The organism is Moritella sp. Urea-trap-13 (assembly GCF_002836355.1).
Classification (GTDB): Bacteria; Pseudomonadota; Gammaproteobacteria; order Enterobacterales; family Moritellaceae; genus Moritella.
In genome coordinates this window covers 13,755-33,278 of record NZ_PJCA01000033.1, presented here as the reverse complement: position 1 = coordinate 33,278, position 19,524 = coordinate 13,755, and the positions used below count along the sequence as shown (strand labels likewise).

The 19,524-nt window shown below is 41.7% G+C and carries 17 protein-coding genes; 6 read left to right on the top strand and 11 right to left on the bottom strand.

The window, feature by feature from the left end:
* The first annotated feature begins 148 nt into the window (after window positions 1–148).
* Window positions 149–1,531 carry a DEAD/DEAH box helicase gene (locus tag CXF93_RS15625; RefSeq protein WP_101063474.1) on the top strand — a complete coding sequence of 461 codons (1,383 nt, stop codon included), beginning with the start codon at window positions 149–151 and terminating at the stop codon, window positions 1,529–1,531.
* A 121-nt stretch (window positions 1,532–1,652) separates the two neighbouring features.
* Complete coding sequence (locus tag CXF93_RS15620) at window positions 1,653–2,564, top strand: DUF808 domain-containing protein (RefSeq protein ID WP_101063473.1); 912 nt, start codon at window positions 1,653–1,655, stop codon at window positions 2,562–2,564.
* A 127-nt stretch (window positions 2,565–2,691) separates the two neighbouring features.
* Here CXF93_RS15620 and CXF93_RS15615 read toward each other — a convergent pair whose 3' ends face one another.
* The 8 genes from CXF93_RS15615 to CXF93_RS15580 all read right to left on the bottom strand — a co-directional run bounded on the left by CXF93_RS15615 (window position 2,692) and on the right by CXF93_RS15580 (window position 12,188).
* The gene (locus CXF93_RS15615; RefSeq protein WP_101063513.1) at window positions 2,692–3,228 is read right to left on the bottom strand and encodes a YaeQ family protein; all 537 of its coding nucleotides are present in this window, start codon (window positions 3,226–3,228) and stop codon (window positions 2,692–2,694) included.
* 158 nt (window positions 3,229–3,386) lie between these two features.
* Window positions 3,387–5,900, bottom strand: a complete 2,514-nt coding sequence (gene torA / locus CXF93_RS15610) for a trimethylamine-N-oxide reductase TorA (protein ID WP_101063472.1) — start codon at window positions 5,898–5,900, stop codon at window positions 3,387–3,389.
* 13 nt (window positions 5,901–5,913) lie between these two features.
* Window positions 5,914–7,107 carry a pentaheme c-type cytochrome TorC gene (gene torC, locus CXF93_RS15605; protein ID WP_101063471.1) on the bottom strand — a complete coding sequence of 398 codons (1,194 nt, stop codon included), beginning with the start codon at window positions 7,105–7,107 and terminating at the stop codon, window positions 5,914–5,916.
* Window positions 7,108–7,146: 39 nt separating this feature from the next.
* On the bottom strand, window positions 7,147–7,311 hold the full coding sequence (locus CXF93_RS15600; RefSeq protein ID WP_101063470.1) for a periplasmic nitrate reductase, NapE protein: 165 nt from the start codon (window positions 7,309–7,311) through the stop codon (window positions 7,147–7,149).
* Window positions 7,312–7,861: 550 nt separating this feature from the next.
* Window positions 7,862–8,440 carry a protein-methionine-sulfoxide reductase heme-binding subunit MsrQ gene (gene msrQ / locus CXF93_RS15595; RefSeq protein ID WP_101063469.1) on the bottom strand — a complete coding sequence of 193 codons (579 nt, stop codon included), beginning with the start codon at window positions 8,438–8,440 and terminating at the stop codon, window positions 7,862–7,864.
* Between the two features lie 2 nt (window positions 8,441–8,442).
* On the bottom strand, window positions 8,443–9,465 hold the full coding sequence (gene msrP, locus CXF93_RS15590) for a protein-methionine-sulfoxide reductase catalytic subunit MsrP (protein ID WP_101063468.1): 1,023 nt from the start codon (window positions 9,463–9,465) through the stop codon (window positions 8,443–8,445).
* A gap of 147 nt (window positions 9,466–9,612) precedes the next feature.
* Window positions 9,613–11,562 carry a DNA topoisomerase III gene (locus tag CXF93_RS15585; protein ID WP_101063467.1) on the bottom strand — a complete coding sequence of 650 codons (1,950 nt, stop codon included), beginning with the start codon at window positions 11,560–11,562 and terminating at the stop codon, window positions 9,613–9,615.
* Between the two features lie 155 nt (window positions 11,563–11,717).
* Complete coding sequence (locus tag CXF93_RS15580; protein ID WP_101063466.1) at window positions 11,718–12,188, bottom strand: hypothetical protein; 471 nt, start codon at window positions 12,186–12,188, stop codon at window positions 11,718–11,720.
* Window positions 12,189–12,284: 96 nt separating this feature from the next.
* On the opposite strand from CXF93_RS15580, the gene CXF93_RS15575 reads away from it, so the two are divergent.
* Complete coding sequence (locus CXF93_RS15575; RefSeq protein ID WP_101063465.1) at window positions 12,285–13,115, top strand: NAD(P)H-binding protein; 831 nt, start codon at window positions 12,285–12,287, stop codon at window positions 13,113–13,115.
* Here CXF93_RS15575 and CXF93_RS15570 read toward each other — a convergent pair.
* Both CXF93_RS15570 and CXF93_RS15565 read right to left on the bottom strand, forming a co-directional pair.
* Window positions 13,096–13,461 (bottom strand): nitrous oxide-stimulated promoter family protein, encoded by a 366-nt coding sequence (locus CXF93_RS15570; protein WP_101063464.1) that lies wholly within the window; start codon window positions 13,459–13,461, stop codon window positions 13,096–13,098. The genes CXF93_RS15575 and CXF93_RS15570 overlap by 20 nt on opposite strands.
* A gap of 214 nt (window positions 13,462–13,675) precedes the next feature.
* Window positions 13,676–15,715 (bottom strand): protein-disulfide reductase DsbD, encoded by a 2,040-nt coding sequence (locus tag CXF93_RS15565; protein WP_101063463.1) that lies wholly within the window; start codon window positions 15,713–15,715, stop codon window positions 13,676–13,678.
* Between the two features lie 220 nt (window positions 15,716–15,935).
* Here CXF93_RS15565 and CXF93_RS15560 point away from each other — a divergent pair, with 220 nt between their 5' ends.
* Both CXF93_RS15560 and CXF93_RS15555 read left to right on the top strand, forming a co-directional pair.
* Window positions 15,936–16,325, top strand: coding sequence for a SirB2 family protein (locus CXF93_RS15560; protein ID WP_101063462.1), 390 nt, complete (start codon window positions 15,936–15,938; stop codon window positions 16,323–16,325).
* A 9-nt stretch (window positions 16,326–16,334) separates the two neighbouring features.
* Window positions 16,335–16,844: a methyltransferase gene (locus CXF93_RS15555; protein WP_101063461.1), complete on the top strand. Its 510-nt coding sequence runs from the start codon at window positions 16,335–16,337 to the stop codon at window positions 16,842–16,844.
* Between the two features lie 53 nt (window positions 16,845–16,897).
* Here the strand turns inward: CXF93_RS15555 and rplY are convergent, their stop codons facing one another.
* Window positions 16,898–17,188: a 50S ribosomal protein L25 gene (gene rplY / locus CXF93_RS15550; RefSeq protein ID WP_017222473.1), complete on the bottom strand. Its 291-nt coding sequence runs from the start codon at window positions 17,186–17,188 to the stop codon at window positions 16,898–16,900.
* A gap of 571 nt (window positions 17,189–17,759) precedes the next feature.
* Between rplY and CXF93_RS15545 the strand changes: the two genes are divergently transcribed.
* The gene (locus CXF93_RS15545) at window positions 17,760–19,442 is read left to right on the top strand and encodes a DUF342 domain-containing protein (protein ID WP_101063460.1); all 1,683 of its coding nucleotides are present in this window, start codon (window positions 17,760–17,762) and stop codon (window positions 19,440–19,442) included.
* The last annotated feature ends 82 nt before the right edge of the window (window positions 19,443–19,524 follow it).

Sequence of the window (19,524 nt, the reverse complement as noted above, 5' to 3'; positions counted from 1 at the left end):
CTGCTAGCCTGCTCGGTTTATGCTGTACAATAGTAAGCATCGACTAGAAAATAGGGTTGGAATTTGAGCAATGCTCCTATATAGTTCCTGCCCCATAAATGCTTTCTAGCAATTATATTTATTCAATTCTATTTAAGAGGTAGCTTCTTTGCGCTTTCAAGATTTCGGTATCGACCCACGTTTAATCAGTTCAATCGAACATTTAGGATTTGAACAAGCAACAGAGGTGCAGGAAGCAGCTATCCCACTTATTTTAGGTGGCTGTGACATCATGGCTACATCGCAAACGGGTAGTGGTAAAACCATTGCTTATGGTCTGCCAATATTACAACGTATGTTAAAGCAACGTCGTTTCGAGCACCGTGCTGTACGTGCTGTGATCTTAGCACCAACACGTGAGCTTGCGATCCAAGTACATGCAAACATGAAACACTTGGGCATGAGCCTAGACTATCAAATCCAATTGATTATTGGTCGTGAGTCGTTTCAACACCAAGAAAAATTACTGCGTAAAAATCCAGAGGTGTTAATTGCGACACCAGGTCGTCTGCTTGATCATATCCGTGGCAGATCTATTTCACTTGAGCACTTAGAATTTTTAGTGCTAGATGAAGCTGACCGTATGTTAGACATGGGTTTCCGTGATGACGTATCTGCAATTTCAAACAGCGCGCCAAACGTAAAACGTCAAACTATGCTGTTCTCTGCAACACTAGAGCACGTTGATGTAGCAAATATTTGTAACCAAGTATTACGCGCACCAGAACGTATTGAGATTAACCGTTCAAACGATCAACATGAAAAGATTGAACAGCGTCTGTATTTCTCTGACAATTTAACGCACAAAGAAGAACAATTAGTCCATATTGCTAAGACTGAAGACTATCGCCAACTGTTGATCTTCACTGCAACAAAATCAGATACTGAACGTCTAGCAAAATTATTAGTTGATAACGATATCAATGCCACTTCAATTCACGGTGACATGTTACAAAATCAACGTAAACGTACCTTAGAAGATTTCCGCCGTGGTCGTGTTGAAGTATTAGTTGCAACAGACGTTGCCGCTCGTGGTCTTGATATCCGTACATTAAGCCATGTTATCAACTTTGATTTACCGATTAACCCAGAAGACTTTATTCACCGTACTGGTCGTACTGGTCGTGCTGGCGCAACAGGTATTGCTATCTCACTAGTAAGCCCGAAAGATTGGCTTTCATTTGGTAAGATCGAAAGCTACTTAAAAGTAAAACTGCCTTGCACTATGCTAGAAGGTTTTGAAGCTAAGTTTAAAGGCCTTAAACCAAAACCAGCGAAGAAACGCTTGCCGGCTAGCAATCAAGGTCGCCCAACCAAGCTGGCGCGTAAAGGTGATAAAAATGCTCCTACGCACAAGCAGAACACAGCGCCGAAGCAAGAGAAGAAACAATCTATGCGCGATTCAATGGCAAGTGCTGTGGATAGCGGTTTCGCTCCGATGAAGAGAAAGCCAAGAGCTGAAATCATCGACGATGGTCACGAAGAAGATTAATCCTAAAAACCTGCTCCCGAGCAGGTTTTTTTATTTATACTGGTTGTATCTTTTTGTTTATACTGTTTTATAAGACTTTTTATGAAACTGGTAGACCAATTTAGCTCACAGGAGAGCAACCATGGCTGGATTAAGTTTAATCGCCCTACTCGATGATATTGCATCGGTACTGGATGATGTCGCACTAATGACAAAAGTCGCCGCGAAGAAGACCGCTGGTGTGTTAGGTGATGATCTGGCACTCAACGCCCAACAAGTATCCGGTGTCAGCGCCGACCGCGAACTGCCCGTGGTTTGGAAAGTCGCTAAAGGTTCTTTTAAGAACAAAGCGATTCTAGTACCTGCCGCACTCCTTATTAGCGCTATCGCCCCTTGGTTAATTACCCCCCTGTTACTTATCGGCGGCTTATTTTTGTGCTTTGAAGGTGCCGAGAAGCTTCATCATGCTAAATCGACAGCCGCGGATGAGAATGACAGCGACGATGATGCATTAGCTGGACTGTCAGTTGAAGAGTTCGAAAACCAAAAAGTCAAAGGCGCGATTAGAACCGATTTTATATTATCTGCCGAAATTATTGTTATTGCCTTAGGCACAGTACAAATTCAATCATTAACAACGCAGTTAACCGTGGTGAGCTTAATTGCCCTACTCATGACTGTAGGCGTGTATGGTCTAGTTGCTGGCATCGTCAAGATGGACGATGTCGGTTTATACTTAGTCAATAATAGCCAAGTAAAAACACTAAAATATTACTTGGGTAATGGCCTACTGACTTTCGCACCAAAACTGATGCGCTCATTAGCGGTGATAGGGACCGTTGCTATGTTCTTGGTTGGTGGCAGTATTGTCCTGCACAGTATTCCAGGATCTCACGATGTCGTCCACACGCTACTGACTATGTTACCAGAGGCCTTAGTACATAACGTGGTCATCAGTACTCTCGCACCGATTGTAATCGATGGCTTAGTCGGATTATTGGCAGGCTTTATGGTGTTGCTGGTTGTCAGTGGCGTACAAAAATTAAAAGCCTGATTAAGGCAATATTTAAGGTGATTGTTAGGTCGTTGTTAAGGTAATAATTACCTCAATAAATAATGAGTAACGAAGCTTAATTTTACGGCGTCGTTACTCATTCGCTCTATCTAATCAAGCCGACTGCTTAACACCAAACTTCAGGTTTGATTGCGATAGTCACATCACCCGACATAACTTGAATGTCGCCATCTTGGATCATTAGTTGTAGTTCCATGTTACGGCTATATAGCTTTTCCATTTGCTCTGCCGTTTCATCATCAATGTATTGAATTGATAAGTTGTCTGCGCTGTATTTAATCTTCTTAAACCATAAACCTGCGCTACGACCGCCATAGGTATAGATTGTCGCTTTCTGCGATTGGTTGCTGGCTTTCTTTAAACGCTTGTCCGATGGTTGACCCAGATCGATCCACTGTTCGATTACACCAATATCAGACTTAAACCAGATATCAGGTTCTTCATCTTCACCTAAGCCTTTAGTAAAGCTTAAACGCGCTTCTGCATCAACGTTTAACATCCATGCTAACAAACGTAGCATTAAACGATTGTCGTTCTCAGACGGATGCTGTGCAAGGGTTAGCGGGATATCGTTAAGGTAAACATGATTGTCGAGATCAACAATAGATACTTTTGCTTTTAAAATCGTTGCTGTTAAAGCCATGGAATTCACTAATAAAGGAGATATGACAGGCATGATACACCAGTCAACAGAGCAAGAAAGCTTAAGCCAAAAAAAAAGCCTAATAATCGTATATTGCTTTCACAACATCGACCATTAGACTTAATTTATACTGACTAATTAATGCATTGCTACGTTAATTAAACAACTTCTTTTGGACCACCGAATGAAGTAACAGCCGGTGCTTTTCCTTTGAATTTCTCAAACTCAACCTGACACGTATTCGCTGATGTTGCTTGCGCAAGTTCAGAAGAACCGATATCGATTGTTAGGGTATTTGGATCGCCATAAGTATCTAACGCGCCAATGCTTTCATCCACAGGACCATACCAAGCGCCCTCTTGAATACGAATAACATCTACAGGGTAGTTATCATCAACTACCGCACCTGCTAATAGCTGACCACGGTCATTAAATACGCGGACGATGTCGCCGTCTTTAATACCACGTTTCTTCGCATCAGCAGAGTTCATGAACACAGGCTCACGACCTTGTACTGTGTAAGTCGCACGGAACGCTTCTGATTCACACATTTGTGAATGCAGACGTTTGTCCGGGTGACAAGACTGCATCCATACTGGGAATTCATCTGATTTCGGACCACCATGTGAGCGTTCTTCTTTCTCGAACCACATTGGGTGACCTTTACAGTGTTCATAACCAAAACGAGCAATCTTACGGCTGTAGATCTCAATGAAACCAGAAGGTGTGCCCAAGGCATTCACTTCAGGATCTTCACGGAAGTCAGCATGGCGCGTCCAGTTTTCACCGTCACCAAAATGGAAGTAACCTTCTTTCCAAAATTCGTGGAAGTCTGGCATTTCCCATTTACCGGCATTGGCCGTTTTAGATTCGTTATAAAGCTGCTCTAACCACTGCACTTCACTCTTACCTTGGGTATAGTCTTTGCTCTTGCCCCAACGTTTCGTTAGTTCAGTAAAGATCTGAAAGTCAGTTTTAGATTGGAACAGTGGGTCAACTAGCTTCTTCATACCCAGTAAACCTTTGGCGCGGTATGAACCATAGATATCTAAATCGTTACGTTCGTACTGAGTACAAGCGGGCAATACGATATCAGAGAAACGACATGTTGCTGTCCAGTTGTAATCAATCGCGATCACAGTTTCCAATTTCTGGAATGCTGCTTTCATCTTGTTACGATCTTGATGACGATGCCAAGGGTTACAACCCGTGAATACCATCATTTTAATATCTGGGAAAGTGATTTTAGAGCCATTGGCATCAATCACTTTACCTGGGTTTTGCAATGCATCAACGAAACGCGCTACCGGTAATGTACTGCTGGCACCTTTAAAGTCTTTACTTTCGTGACGAATTGGCTTGCCTGAATCAGGGTTACGTGGGAATGCACCCGCACCAACAGCGCCAGAGCTAGGAACACCAATCGAGCTATAGTGATGACCATAACTGATGCCGCCACCAGGCAGACCAATTTGACCTATCATTGTCGCTAATACCGCGCCCATCCAATATGGTTGTTCACCATGTTGTTGACGTTGAATTGACCAACCAAATAACAGTTGAGTACGACCATTTGAGATTAACCGTGCAAAATCACGGATCTCATCAGCAGGTACACCACAGATTGCACTTGCCCATTCCGGTGTTTTTTCTACTTTGTCTTCAGTTTCACCTTGCACATACTGCAAGAATTTATCGAAACCAAGCGCATAAGTATCGATAAATTTCTGATCATGCAGATCTTCTTTCACCATAGTGTGTGCAACAGCCAGCATGAAAGGTACATCGGTATGCGGATTGATGTAACGATGTTCATTGCCCAAGAAGTTTTGAGTTTTGTTCTTCACGGGATCAACACTAATTACACGAATTTTCTTCTCTGCAACTTTGTCTTTTAGCTGTTCTAGGTATTCAAAACTATCATGCGTTTCACAGTTCCAACCTACTTGTAGGTTTTTCACTGGATCCGTCGCCCATAAGATAATAGTTTTACTGTTATCTAGGATTAACGGCCATGATGTACCCGGTGCATATACTTCTGTCGAACCAAGTACATAAGGTAGAATTGTCTGACCAGCACCGGTTGAGTAATCACCCACATCTTTTACAGAATTACCGTGCATTGCGATCGCACGAGCCATGTGGCTACCACAGCTGTGTAATTGACCTGTGGCACGCCAACCGTTAGCACCAGTATGTAGACCAGATGGACCATAAGTATTCTGAACACGCTCTAGTTCTTCGTAGAACATGTCTAATGCTTGATCCCAAGTAACACGGATGAAGCGATTGTCACCACGTTGTTTTGTGTCACTCTTCTCACGGTTTAGATACCAATCTAAACGTACCATAGGGTAACGTACACGTGATGGGCTATAGATAATACCTTCGATGCCTTTTAGCATGTCCGTTGGGTATTTATCTAATTCAAACGCTTTCACTTCTGTAACTTTACCGCCATGAATCTTGGCACGGAACGCACCCCAGTGCGAACCAGTTAATTTCCATTCTGCACGCTCAGCCATAGTAGCCGCGCTTGCTGTATTTGGTACTAACAAGCTAGGACCAATCACCGCCACTGCAGATGTCGCCATCACCCCTTTTAGAAAGGAGCGACGACTTACCGATACATTGTCATTATTAGACTTTTTGTCTTTATTAAACATAGTCATATTTCTCTTTGAATTAGTGAGCATCTTTGCTGTAATCAGATGAATGGTTTTGTAGATACTTCAAGATAACATCATGCGTATCGCCATCTAAGTTCACAAAGCCTTGCATACCGGCAAACATACCAACCCAAGTATTGGCATCAAAATGAGCTTCTGCTGGTTGGGTATGACAAACACTACAGGTTGTTTGGTAAGCGCCTTTCGCATAATCCCAAATGTTTTGTAGGTTTTCTTCATAACCTTTTTTATCTACCCATAGCGTGAACGTTACTTGTTCCCAAGGTAAACCAGTTAAATCATCTTCTCTCTTATCACCACGAACGAATAATGATTCATCTTGTGATGCTTCTTTTGACAGTGTTGCTTGAACAATGTTCTTAGCAAAATCAAAGTACAGTACGCGACCGTAACCTTTAGCTTTATGCCAAGTGACTAATTCAATTTCTAGACGGTTACCTGATTCTGCAATCACTTTAAACTTAGTCGCAGGTGTTAATACACCTAGGTACTCAGGTTCTTTGTCATTTTTATAAAGTGGTGTTTGTACCAGTGAGTAGTACTCTTTGCCAACTTCAAACGAATGACCTTCAAGGTTTCTCGCCATTTTACCCAGTTCACTGATCGCAGACGTATCCATTTCAGGTAAATGATGCGCAATACCTTTATGACAATCTAGACAAGATTGATCACGTTCTGCCGCTTTACGCATTTGCACTTGTGCACGCTCAGACATTTTAGTGAAATCCATGCTCTTGTAGTCATGACAGTTTCGACATTCAAGTGAGCCATTGGCTTTAAAACGTGCCCATTCGTTTTGCGCGAGATGCAAACGTTTAGCTTCGAATTTTTCTTTGGTATCAACAGTCCCTAATAACCAACCAAATACGTCTTTACTTGCACGTGCTTTAGCGGCCATTTTATCAGACCATTTATGCGGTACGTGGCAATCTGGGCAAGTAGCGCGAACACCACTACGGTTAGACCAATGAATAGTACTTTGAATTTCTTGGTAGTTATTTTCTTTCATACTATGACAAGAAATACAGAATGCTTCAGTGTTGGTTGCTTCCAGTGCAGTATTGAAACCACCCCAAAAAATAATACCAGCAAGGAAAGCACCACAAGTAATAACACCTAAAGAGATATGTTTACTTGGCTTACTAAATACACGCCAAGAGCGCGCGATCATAGAAAATAATTTTTTCATTATTGTAATACCTGGATAATGATTAGTTGAGTAATTTGATTAATGTGTTGGTAGACCAAAAAGGATATGACTCATCCAAATAACAAAACCATAACCAAATACACTAATGGTTGCGAGGATCGGAAATAAGAATATGGTGAGAAAGATGAATAATTTCCACTCGCCTTTTTTTTCAGTTCCTGTACTACTTGTCTGTTGGTTCATGTTAACTCCTGCAACAATGAGGGCCTATAGAATGTGGGGTAATTATAGCGTTTATAGCAGTGTAAAGTAAGGTCAATTAAAAAAAAGTGCAATAGATCAAAGAAAACCTGATTCTGAAAATCCTTTATAAAACAACGCAATATTGAGTCAACTTATGTCGCTTTATATAAAACAAGAGTGCGGATATGACAAGTTGTGAAGAATTACGTCAGCTTACGTCAACTTATGTCGAACGGTCGTTAATGAGCACATCACACAATAATTAACCCGCACTTCTTTCTCGCATGAGGTAGGGATATACAACTACACTAGTTTAAGAACGCCAAAATATCTATGAACTAGATGGTTATACTTTGTTAAAAAATGTAACCATCTATAATATATACAAAACACTTACACTGGATAGTAATAATTTTTTGCTCAGAATAATCCTGTGTTTTTTTGTTTTTGGCGAAGTCAACTAGAGTGGGGGAAGGTAGGTTAATTGCAAAAGATCAGAACAATATAAAGTCATCAGCCAACAATAAATATTACCCAGTAATTCTTATCGCTATTTTCTTCTTTGCAATAGCAACAACACCATTAATAGGGCATATATAATAGGTTCTATCCAGCCAGATTTCACCGAAAGGTAGTAATGAACAGGGGTTAAGATAGCAGCAAGGTAAACAAGGTTGTGTAATTTTTGCCAGTTTTGTTTCATTTTACGTCGCACCCACATCGGAGAGGTCAACGCTAACAAGAGTAAAATAACAAACGCGATCATACCAAGCCAAATATATGGCCTTTTAACCAACTCTTGGAATAACAAGCCGATATCCCACCCCTGATCGAGCCAGGCAAACGCAGTTAAATGTAAACTTGCATAAAAGAAACAATATAAGCCAATAAGACGGCGTGTCGAAATCAACAAACCTTCCTTATAACGTTTAGCTAACGGTGAGATAACGAGTGTTAATACCAATAAATTTAATGCGCCTTTACCTAAAAAATGGATCACCGCTTGCACAGGATCACCACCTAATGCATCAGCGTCTATTGCTAACCCCAAATATATTAATGGCATAATTGCCAGCACATGAATATAGGCTTTCAAATACGGCATGTGTTTGTAAGTTAGCACTGGCATTATTAAATAAACCTCTTCAGATCCATTCCTTGGTATAAACTCGCCACTTCTTCTGCATAACCATTGAACGGTAAGGTTTTAATACGTTTAGATGAAAAAATACTGCCATTACCGATACGACGTTCAGACGCTTGACTCCAGCGTGGATGATCCACTGCGGGGTTAACATTGGCATAAAAACCATACTCACGTGCAGCAAGACGATTCCAGGTAGTTGGTGGCTCTTTTTCTAACAAGTGAATTTTTACAATCGATTTAATGCCTTTAAAACCATATTTCCACGGCACAACTAAACGTATTGGCGCCCCATTTTGCGGCGCTAGGGTTTTACCGAAGGTACCAACTGACAGCATAGTTAGTGGGTGCATCGCTTCGTCCATACGTAGTCCTTCGACATACGGCCAATCAAGACTCCCCCCAAGATAAGCAGAGGCTTGACCTGGCATTTGTTTCGGGTCGTACAAGGTTTCAAACGCGACATATTTGGCTTTCGATGTCGGATTGGCTTTTTTGATGATTTCAGCCAGTGAAAAACCCGTCCACGGGATCACCATCGACCATGCTTCCACACAACGCATCCGGTAAATCCGTTCTTCTAAATCCGCCACTTTAAACAAGTCGTCATAGCCTAAGGTAATTTCTTTTTCGACGGCGCCGGTGATCGTTAACGTCCAAGGTTCGACTTTAAAATCCTGCGCATTTTTTTGCGGGTCAGTTTTAGCTGTGCCAAACTCGTAAAAATTATTATGCGAGAGCACTTTTTTCTCTGGTGTCCAGATCTCACCATTAGCGTAATCTTTACTGCCGGTTAAAGTCAGGGGCGATTGTGCAAATGCCTGACTATTGGTTTTGCTCTTATCAGCAGAAAAAATATCAAAGATACTGGCTTGCGCAGGGCTAGCGGCCGCAAGTCCCACACCAGCAAGACCTAATTGTTTGAGGAATTGTCGACGTTGCTGATATACCGGTTCCGCAATAACATCATTTTCACTTGCTTGAGATTTTTTTTTAGACTTAATAATCATTCCGTTACCTGCTTGGTTAACTTCCCATGTAGTAATCATGGTCTATTTAAACAAATTGTTCATCACAGAATTATCACAATAGCGGTACAATTTTATATAAATGCAATGCAGCCTTATATAAATACAGCGCCAATAATCACTTTAACGTTATGATTTTTTGTAACTACGCTTTGCTGCTGGTTTTTTCTTAAAGTTACGTCCTGCAGGTTTACCACTTGAAAGACCACGTAAACCATCCGGCAGTGTCGCTTTAGCTTGGTCAATCATGCCAGATAGTTGTTGTAATAGTCCGCCCATGAAATGCTGATAGCTGGCTTCTTTTTTGCTAATACCATCAAGTACCGATTCCCATTGCGCGGTCATATCCGGTAATGTCGCCGATTCAGGCAAGGCATTAATCAGCCCTTTTCCTGCGTCCGTAGATAAAATTAGCTTGTTGTTACGCACGAGGAAATTACGTCTAAATAACAGTTCAATAATCCCCGCGCGCGTGGCTTCGGTTCCCAGTCCATCGGTGTCTTTTAATATTTTACGGATTTCACTGTCTTGTACATAACGCGAGATCCCCGTCATGGCCGCAAGTAAGGTCGCATCACTGAAATGTTTCGGTGGCTGAGTCTGCTTTGTAACACACTCGGCTTGCTGGCATAATACCTGTTCCCCTTTTTTAATGGTGGGTAGTTGCGCAGCTAATTCTTTTTCAGCTTCAGTTTGCTTGCTATCACTCGCTGCTGATTTCGGAAATAAGACTTTCCACCCCTGCTTTAAGGTCATTTTTGCTTTGGCAATAAACAGTCCACCAGCAATGGTAATTTCAGCCACGGTATCGGCATATTCATAAGACGGATAAAACTGACACAGATATTGCCTTGCGACTAATTCATAAATATTCTTTTCGCTGCTATTGAGTCGGTCGACATTGCTACTTTTTTCGGTAGGGATAATGGCATGATGCGCCTCCACCTTGCCATCGTTCCAAGCTTTGCTGCGTAAACTCTGATCCGCATTTAGCGCAGCTTGATTTAATGAGCTGCTGGTATTAGCTATCGCCTTAATCACACTGCCACGATGAGCATAATGTTCTTTGGGTAAATAACGGCTATCAGAACGTGGATACGTTATGAGTTTATGACGCTCGTATAAGGCTTGGCAGGTATCTAATACTTGCTGCGCGCTCATGCCAAAACGCTTAGCGCCATCAATCTGTAGTGACGATAAATTGTAAGGAAGTGGCGCTGCTTGTTGTTTGTTTTTCTTTTCCAGCTTGGTCACTTCGCCCATTTGACCTTGGACACGACTCACCACATTTTCAGCTAATTTTTTTACCAATACCCGACCATCCTCATCCATATACGGACGACAGGCTTCGCTCGGTTTCCACTTGGCTGTAAATGCGTCTTGCTGCTGGGTTTGTAGATGCGCCAATACTTCGTAGAAAGGCTTACTGACAAAATTGGCTATCTCGATATCACGCCTGACCACTAACCCTAAGATAGGGGTTTGCACTCGCCCGACCGACAAGACACCCTGATACCCGACTTTTTGGCCTTGCAAGGTATAAGCACGAGTCATGTTCATGCCATAGAGCCAATCGGCACGCGAACGCGCTAAAGCGGATACCGACAAAGGAATGTAATCGCTGTTGAGTTGTAGATTATTTAAGGCTTTGGTTACCGCTGCGGGGTTCATATCGCTAATTAACAGGCGTTGCGCGGTATTTTTCTTTTTTGCCGGTGTTTTAAGAAACTCAATCACTTCATCCACCAGCAACTGCCCTTCTCTGTCAGGATCACCCGCATGCACCAAACTAGTGGCTTTTTTGACAAGCCCTCTTAATACGGTTAGCTGTTTACTGGTATTCGGTTTTTTCTTTAATTGCCAAGTTTCAGGTACGATCGGTAGGTGTTCTAAACGCCATTTTTTATAAGCATCATCATAAGCGTCAGGTTCGGCTTGTTCGAGTAGGTGACCAATACACCAAGACACTACATCGCCATTACCAACCTCAATATAACCTTGTTGTTTTTTGTGAGGTTTGGGTAATACGTCGGCAATAGCACGACCAAGGCTGGGTTTTTCGGCAATATAAAGTTTCATGATGTTAGCAATTACTGACTGTATGAATAAACAGTTAATGTAGCTAATTTTGATGTGTAAGTCTATGACTTAAAAATGCGGAGTAGTAAGAATAGATTAACGTATTAAGCAAAATTCGATACGTTAATCTGTTGCCAGTAAACAGTGTCATTACATTAGACGATTGCGCGGCCTAAATATTCCACTAAAGCTTCAGACAAGTTAAGCCATTCATCTTCAGGTACAAAGGCTGTTGGATCATCTTCGTCATATTCGCCGAACTCTTCCCAATATACTTCACGTACTGCACAGGCGAAGTCATTATTCAATTCTGCCATGTCGGCAATGCTACCAAACCAAACAATATGGCGTAAATCGATGGTTAGCTCGTTAACGTGTTCAATCCATTCTTCATCTGAATTTGTTTGTGCTTGTAATACCTTAAAGCGTTGCTTCGCGGCAAACACTAACTCACCATCCATCTCGCCAGTGTCAGCTAGAATAGCCAAGTACTCGCCATAAATAAACTCTATAGCTTCTTTACGGCCACTACACCAGTGTAGCTTGGTGCCTCTGCTACCTAATACTGATGCATTGTAAGAATCATCAATATGCACGATAGCCCAGCTATCTATAAATCTACTCATGGTTTTCTCTTTAGTTTAGGTGACGACAGGTTATCAATCGCTATTGTAACAAAAAATCGTTACGCTTGTATCTAACTTGATATACAGGCGATTGATATGAGCACAAATAAATTACCCAGCATTGCCATCATAGGCGCTGGCTGGTTAGGTAAACCGCTAGCACGTGCATTACGTGCGCAAGACTACCCGTTAACAGTAAGTTGCAGTCATGCCGACAAAACAGCAAACTTAGTCGCTCAGGGTATTCCAGCGGTTAGCGCAACACTGACCAGTGAGCCACAAGGTGATTGGCAGAGTTTATTAGCCAATAAAGATATTGCCGTCTGTCTGTTACCCGCGAGCCGCGGTAATCATGCAGATAGCCCGTTGGCAGAGCAAATAACGCAATTACTGCTAATGTTAAAACAATATCACGTGGGTAAATTTATTTTTGTCAGTTCCACCAGCATCTATCAAAAAACCAATAACACGCTAACAGAAACATCGACATTAAACCCGAGCAGTACCGTGTACGCCGCAGAACAGCTGATACAACAACAGCAAGATATTGATTACACCATAATTCGTTTTGCAGGACTGATTAGCGAAGATAGAAATCCCACGCGAAGCTTATCGAAAAAAAGCGCAGACGGGCATATTTTTGATGCGGGTGCATCACCAGTCAATTTGATCCATCAGAGTGATGCGATTGGCGTTATTCAGGCCGTGATAAAACAGCAATGTTGGGGACAAATATTCAATGCCTGCTGCGATCAGCATGCTAGCAGACAAGCATTTTATCAACAAGGTGCCAAGCAACTCGGCATTACAGTACCCCGCTTTACCAGCGACAACAGCAAACCAGATTGCATCATTGCCAACGATAAATTGAAAGCATTATTAAGCTACCAATTTAAGCATCAGTCCGCTACAGATTTAGTAACTTAGGCTTTGGCATTTGACTTGGCTTGAGGCTATCAAAACAGTATAGCGCCATTAAAATGGGGTGTCGTAAGCAGATACGCAGGCGACCCCAACGATAAATAGTCTTTACTTGCTTCGCGACTATCGGGGTATAACATACCGCAGTGCAGGTTGCGCAGGTTGGTTTTTCTGTACCACTCTCACAAAATGCTAATTTACGTGCCGTCATTTGTTGTAGACGATCGCATTCTCGACACACTTTACCTTGATAAACATGATGTTGTTTACAATACATAGTGATCATTGCATTTTGCAGGCGCATTTCACGTTTTAAACGTGGGTGCGCTAAAGTTTCAGTGACTGTTTTCATCGTATATCTATTCTATTAATTAGCGAGCTAGTTGCACTTTGCTGTGCCTTATCCATCGCCAAACAATAAAATTAATCTTGTATAAATTCAGAAGATCGCAATTAGAACAGCAAAAATATCGAACTGCAAGACAAAACGTTTGATGCGTTTAGTTTGCATTCGTTTTTGTCTTGCTCGATTTAGGCGGTAATAATAAGGCAACAGAACGTCCTATTTATTGCCCTGCTTGGGTTAACGCTAGCGCCACTGCATCTTTCGTTAACAGTTCTGGCAGCAATTTACCTTGCGGTAATGCCGGACCAAATACCTGATTAAAAGGAATCGCGTAACGACCATAACGTTTTAAATAATCTTCAATCTGCTTATCCGGTTTAGTCCAATCGCCTTTCATCGCCACCACGTTGTCAGCGTTTAAGCGATTGATAATATCGCTACGCTGTAATACGGCGCGGTCATTAACCACGCAAGTAATACACCAATCAGCAGTAATATCGATAAACACCGTTTTCCCCTCATCAATATATCCGGCTATTTTTTCCGGTTCGAATGCTTGCCATTGTATTGCTGAATTTGACTGCGTACTTGCCCCTCCACGACCAGATAGCGATGCCGGAGACCAAATAATGGTATTCGCTAACAATAAATACACCGCAAAGGTACTCACCAAAGCTCGTGGTCCCGGTTTCATAATTAACAATATAACCATGGCACAAATGATAAGACTAAAACCAGTCCACAACATCAGGCTTAAATGCGCTTGTAATAGCCAAATTAACCACACTAAGGTCGCACATATTAATACCGCTAAAAATTGACGGAAACGAACCATCCACATGCCCGGTTTAGGCATAACTGTCACGCAATTTGGCCAGGTCGAAATTAATAAATACGGCAGTGATAAACCTAATGCTAAGCCACTAAATATCACCATAATTTGCCAACTTGAACCGGCTAATGCAAACGCAATTGCAGTACCTAAGAAAGGCGCAGAACACGGTGTTGCTAATAACACCGCAAAAATACCTTGATAGAAATGGCCTTTGTTTGAACCCGATAATTTATCCATCAAACTCTGTGGTAACTGCACATCAAATTTATCGAGCAGATTTAAGGCAAATAGTACCAACACTGGGATCATCACCAATAAAAACGCCGCCGATTGAAATTGCACGCCCCAACCAAAGCCAATACCAAAATATTTAAGGCCAATAAACAGTAAACCTAATAACCAAAAGGCGACAAAAATACCAGCGGCACTTAATAAAAAGTTAATCCGTCGTTGCGCACTCGATTCACTGACCGATTCAACCACCCCTAATAATTTAATCGACAATACCGGTAGTACACACGGCATTAAATTTAAAATGAAACCACCAGCAACAGCCAGCAATAGCATATAAATCCAACTTGGTAAGGTTTGCTCAATAACCGTCGGGGTAATTTTATCAGTAAAGCTAATCCCCCCTTGTTCAGAGGTAAGCGTTACTTTTAGCGCTTGCTCAGGATCGAGTCGTGCCGGGGTGCCCGCCATATCCTCAACAGCCATAGTTAAGCGCGTCACCCCACCTTGTTGACTGATTTGCGGTCGACTAAACAAGGTAAAGTCCACGCCTTCCACAAAGCCATCAATAACAGGGTGCGTTAATCCTGCCACTTCAATGATCAATTGTGATGATGCGCTATCCCAGCCCAGTTGCTGTAATGATGCAGAAGTCGCACTGATATCGACGGGGACATTGGCGACATAAGCTTGTAACTGCGCGCTTGATGCTTTATCGATACTGCTGTCAGTCGCCGGTAAGTTCAACACAAGATTAACCTGCGCACGTATACAGACTTCACGGCATACCAACATGGTGGTTTTGGCTGTTAATGATAACGCTTTACTTGGGTCAAGCACGCTCACTTGCAAAGGATAAATAACTTCGTGTTTATAACCATAGGTCTCAACGTCATATACCATCATCCGCGTTGGAATAGGCCATAACCATTCAACATTGGCTAAATTCTCGGAACCTTGCCAATCAATGCTTGGCGGCGCCCCCGCTAATCCAGCAGAACTCCAATAAGTTTTCCAATCATCCTCTAAGGTGATTTTTAAGCCCATTGATAATACCGTTGCGCCATTAACGCCGTTCGCCGTTGATAAAATCTGCGCCGTAGCAACTTTTGCCGCAGGATCAAAGGCACTCGCACTTTGCTGTGCATAAGCGTAAGAAGACAGTAATAAGCAGAGTAAAAGATAAAATCGCATGCTAGTAAGTTCCCAATTTGTATACTGTCTCTATCTTAAGCCAAGCCCTTAAGATATGAAATTAAAAATCTATGTATAACCAAACCATTGCATTCATTATCTAACCCAGTAACAATTAGATATGCTTCTTATCGAAAGCTACGCGAGCACGTATATTAAGGCGGAAGTAAATTTACCCCCTTAATAAATTAACCACATCACTTTACAACAGGCAACTACAATGGATTACGCATTTGTTAAACACATGCACATGGGCATGGCTTACCTTAGTATCACCTTCTTTATTTTTCGTTCAATTTTGTCGGTCACAGAATCAGCATTATTACAAAATAAGGTAATCAAAATATTACCGCACATCATTGATACCCTGCTTATACTGCTAGCTGGTCACTTAATGGTGACGATCCAACAATACCCGTTTGTGGATGCTTGGTTAACCGCAAAATTAATCGCGCTTATCGCCTATATTATTGTTGGTACTATCGCCATTAAACGCGGCAAAACCGCCGTGATCCGTTTATGGGCAAGTGTTATCGCTATTGCGATTTTCGCCTACATCCTTGGCGTAGCTAAAAGCCATGATGTGATGTCATGGTTAGCAATCGCTTAAGGGTTCCCTATGACAGCATCGGTACTACTACAGCAATACAGTTCGTTATTTCAAAGCGCCGGTAAACCCGTGTTAGATTTAGCCTGTGGCGCTGGTCGCAATGGTTTATATTTACAACAGCAGCAGATACCAACGGTTTTCGCCGATAACAACCAAGCGGCATTAACCAGTATAGCGGCCACCCCTGGCATTAGTGCCGAGCAATGCTGGCAAGTTAATTTTGAAGAGGGTCAACAGCAATTACAACCTAACAGCTATCAAGGCGTTGTGGTATTTCGCTATTTACATCGCCCACTCATTGACGATATCAAGCAAGCTGTATGCTCTGGCGGTATTGTCATTTATGAAACGTTTACTGTTGAAAATAGGCAGTTTGGTCGACCTAACCGTGATGCATTTTTATTACAGTTGGGGGAATTAAAACAGATGTTCAGTGATTGGGAATGTTTGCATTACTTTGAAGGGATTGAACGAGACCCAGATCGGGCAATTGCGCAGATAGTCTGTAAAAAACCGTAAAAAAAGCGCCATGTTGAATCATCAACATGGCGCTTTTTTATCACAATACGTTATTAAGCACGCATAAAGTCAATGTGCTGGATTCTTGGCTTGAACGCGTGGCGTTGCATAGCTTGAACAGTTACAGCCATTTCTTTACCGTCAACAACAAGAGTGATAACTGAAGAGAAAAACTCAGCGTTACCAGCTTGTGCGTTGTTGATTGCGTTTTGCTCTAGTTCGATAGAGATTGCTTCTTCGCCTTTACCGTAGATTACAGCAGGGAATTTGTTAGCGTGACGTAGGCGGCGGCTCGCACCTTTCCCAAGGTCAGAACGTACTTGTGCTTCAAAAGTGAAAGACATAATCTTTTCCTAATAATAAGTATAAATAATTGGATCTGGACTAAAATCCAGACCAGTAAGCGTCTTTTAACTGCTGCCTGCGACCGGGCAACAACAGTATAATTAACGGGGCAGGATAATACCATGCCAGCGATATCACAACAAGTAAATCCGCATAACTAAAATAATCCAGATACCTGCAAATAAAATAAATTCACAGCAAGCTAAAATGATCTTTATTTCGCGTGAATACATAACCCCGCAAAAATAACTATCTAGATATAGCGTCACAATCGAAACGACAATCAAACCACAAAATAAGATAAAGAATAATACGCTTCAATAAGTATTAACTATATGGGTAATCCTCTGTTTACAAAGTACTATATATCGACATAAAAACACTTTATTATTGGAGCAATAACACCAAAAAAAACGTTAACTAGGCATAATGATTCAACGACATAAAAAAAAACGCTGGAGATCACTAAACAGCAATTTTCAATACGTTAGTACTACTTTAGGTAAAGTCTATACTGTTATACTTGAAACATTAACTACCCTAATATCAACGTAATCTTTAGGATATTGCATGCTGGACTCAGAATTAATTAGGCTAAGTACAGACAATAATCAAGCCGAAGTCCGCCTGATCCCAAATAAACACGCGCCACTCACCGTCGCGAATTTACTTGGGTTACTCAATGCTGAGCCATTTAATCAATTATCCCCGATTCTTGCCAATCTTGAAGAAGCGGTTACCCAAATAAATAAGCTCACCGGTAAACGTGCTGGCGCTGAAGAATTTATTTTTATCCTCGCCGAGCGCAATAACTGCAAAATAGAAGCATCGCTCAGTAAAGACAACATGCAAGCAGAAATCAATTTAACTGCTGGCTGGGGTGAGCACCAAATTTCAGTTGATGATATTTTAACTGAACTCAATAACAGCAAAATTCACCTTGGTATTGATAAGCAAAAAATAACAGCACAACTGACTCAACTCTCAGCCTTATCTCCTGGCGAAAAGATCAATATAATCGCCGCTGAAGGCCAGTTACCTATCCATGGTAAAAACGCCGAGCTAAAACGCCAAGTATCATTAGCCCGAGAACGTTTATTACAGCCACAGCTTAAAGCTGACGGTAATGTTGATATGCGTAATCTTGGTGAAATAAAGATGGTAAAGGCGAACGATTTACTCATCGAAAAAATACCCGCAGATGAGGGGACAAAAGGATTCGATTTACTGGGTAAGGAACTGTTACCGAAGTCAGGTAAAGATACCAAGCTACAAGCTGGTCCTGGTACCTGTATTGATCCCAACAACCCATTAAGACTACTTGCAACCATGACAGGTCAAGTCGTTGAGGTGAGAGGCGTATTACAGGTAGATGATATACTGACCATTAAAAATGTCGATGTCAGTACTGGCCACATTGAATTTAAAGGCAGTATCCTGATCACCGGAGATGTTGACGCCGAGATGATCGTAAAAAGCAGTGGTGATATTACCGTGATGGGATTCGTTGATTCCGCAACTTTAATAGCCGAAGGCGATGTTATAGTCAACAAAGGTATTTTAGGGCGGCAGTTAACCAGCAAAGATAATCACCAAGAACTGGCGACTAAGATAACCGCGAAAGGGCAAATACGCGCGCAATTTGTGCAGTATTCTGAGTTAACAGCCGTTGGTGACATAACGATTACCAAGCAGTTATTACACTGTGTTACCAATACCCAAGGAAAGCTGACGGTCAGTGATGGTTTTAACCGCCATGGTGATATCGTTGGTGGTAGTGTTAACGCCAATAATGGCATTAACGTGGTCAGTATTGGCGCGACATCAGGCACTAAAACTGAAATTTTTTGTGCGATGCAAGAAGGCCTGATACGCGAGCAAGTTCAAGACCGCAGTCTAGAATTAAAAGCATTAGTTGAAGAAGATGACTCACTGTGGATTAAAATCAATAATCTTCCACCGAAAGAAAAATGGAAACATGATCACGGTGTAGTAACAGAAATAAAAGAAATGCTGTATTCGAAAAATAGATTCAACCAACAACGCGTGGATGATGAAATAGAATTACAACAACTGCAGCTAGAACTAGAGCAATATTACCAAGTACACCTTATTGACGTTGGTAAGTGCATTTTTGATAATGTGATATTAAATATTGGTTCGGCATCAACAATCACCCAGCGTGAATATGGTCCTTGTCGAGTGGTCCATAAAGACAAAAAAATTGATTTTGACTATGCTAAACACGGTTGAGTCCCAATAAATAGCTTGAATCATTATTCAAACCCAAAAAAGCCTAAGTCACATTAATGACTTAGGCTTTTTTACACGTACA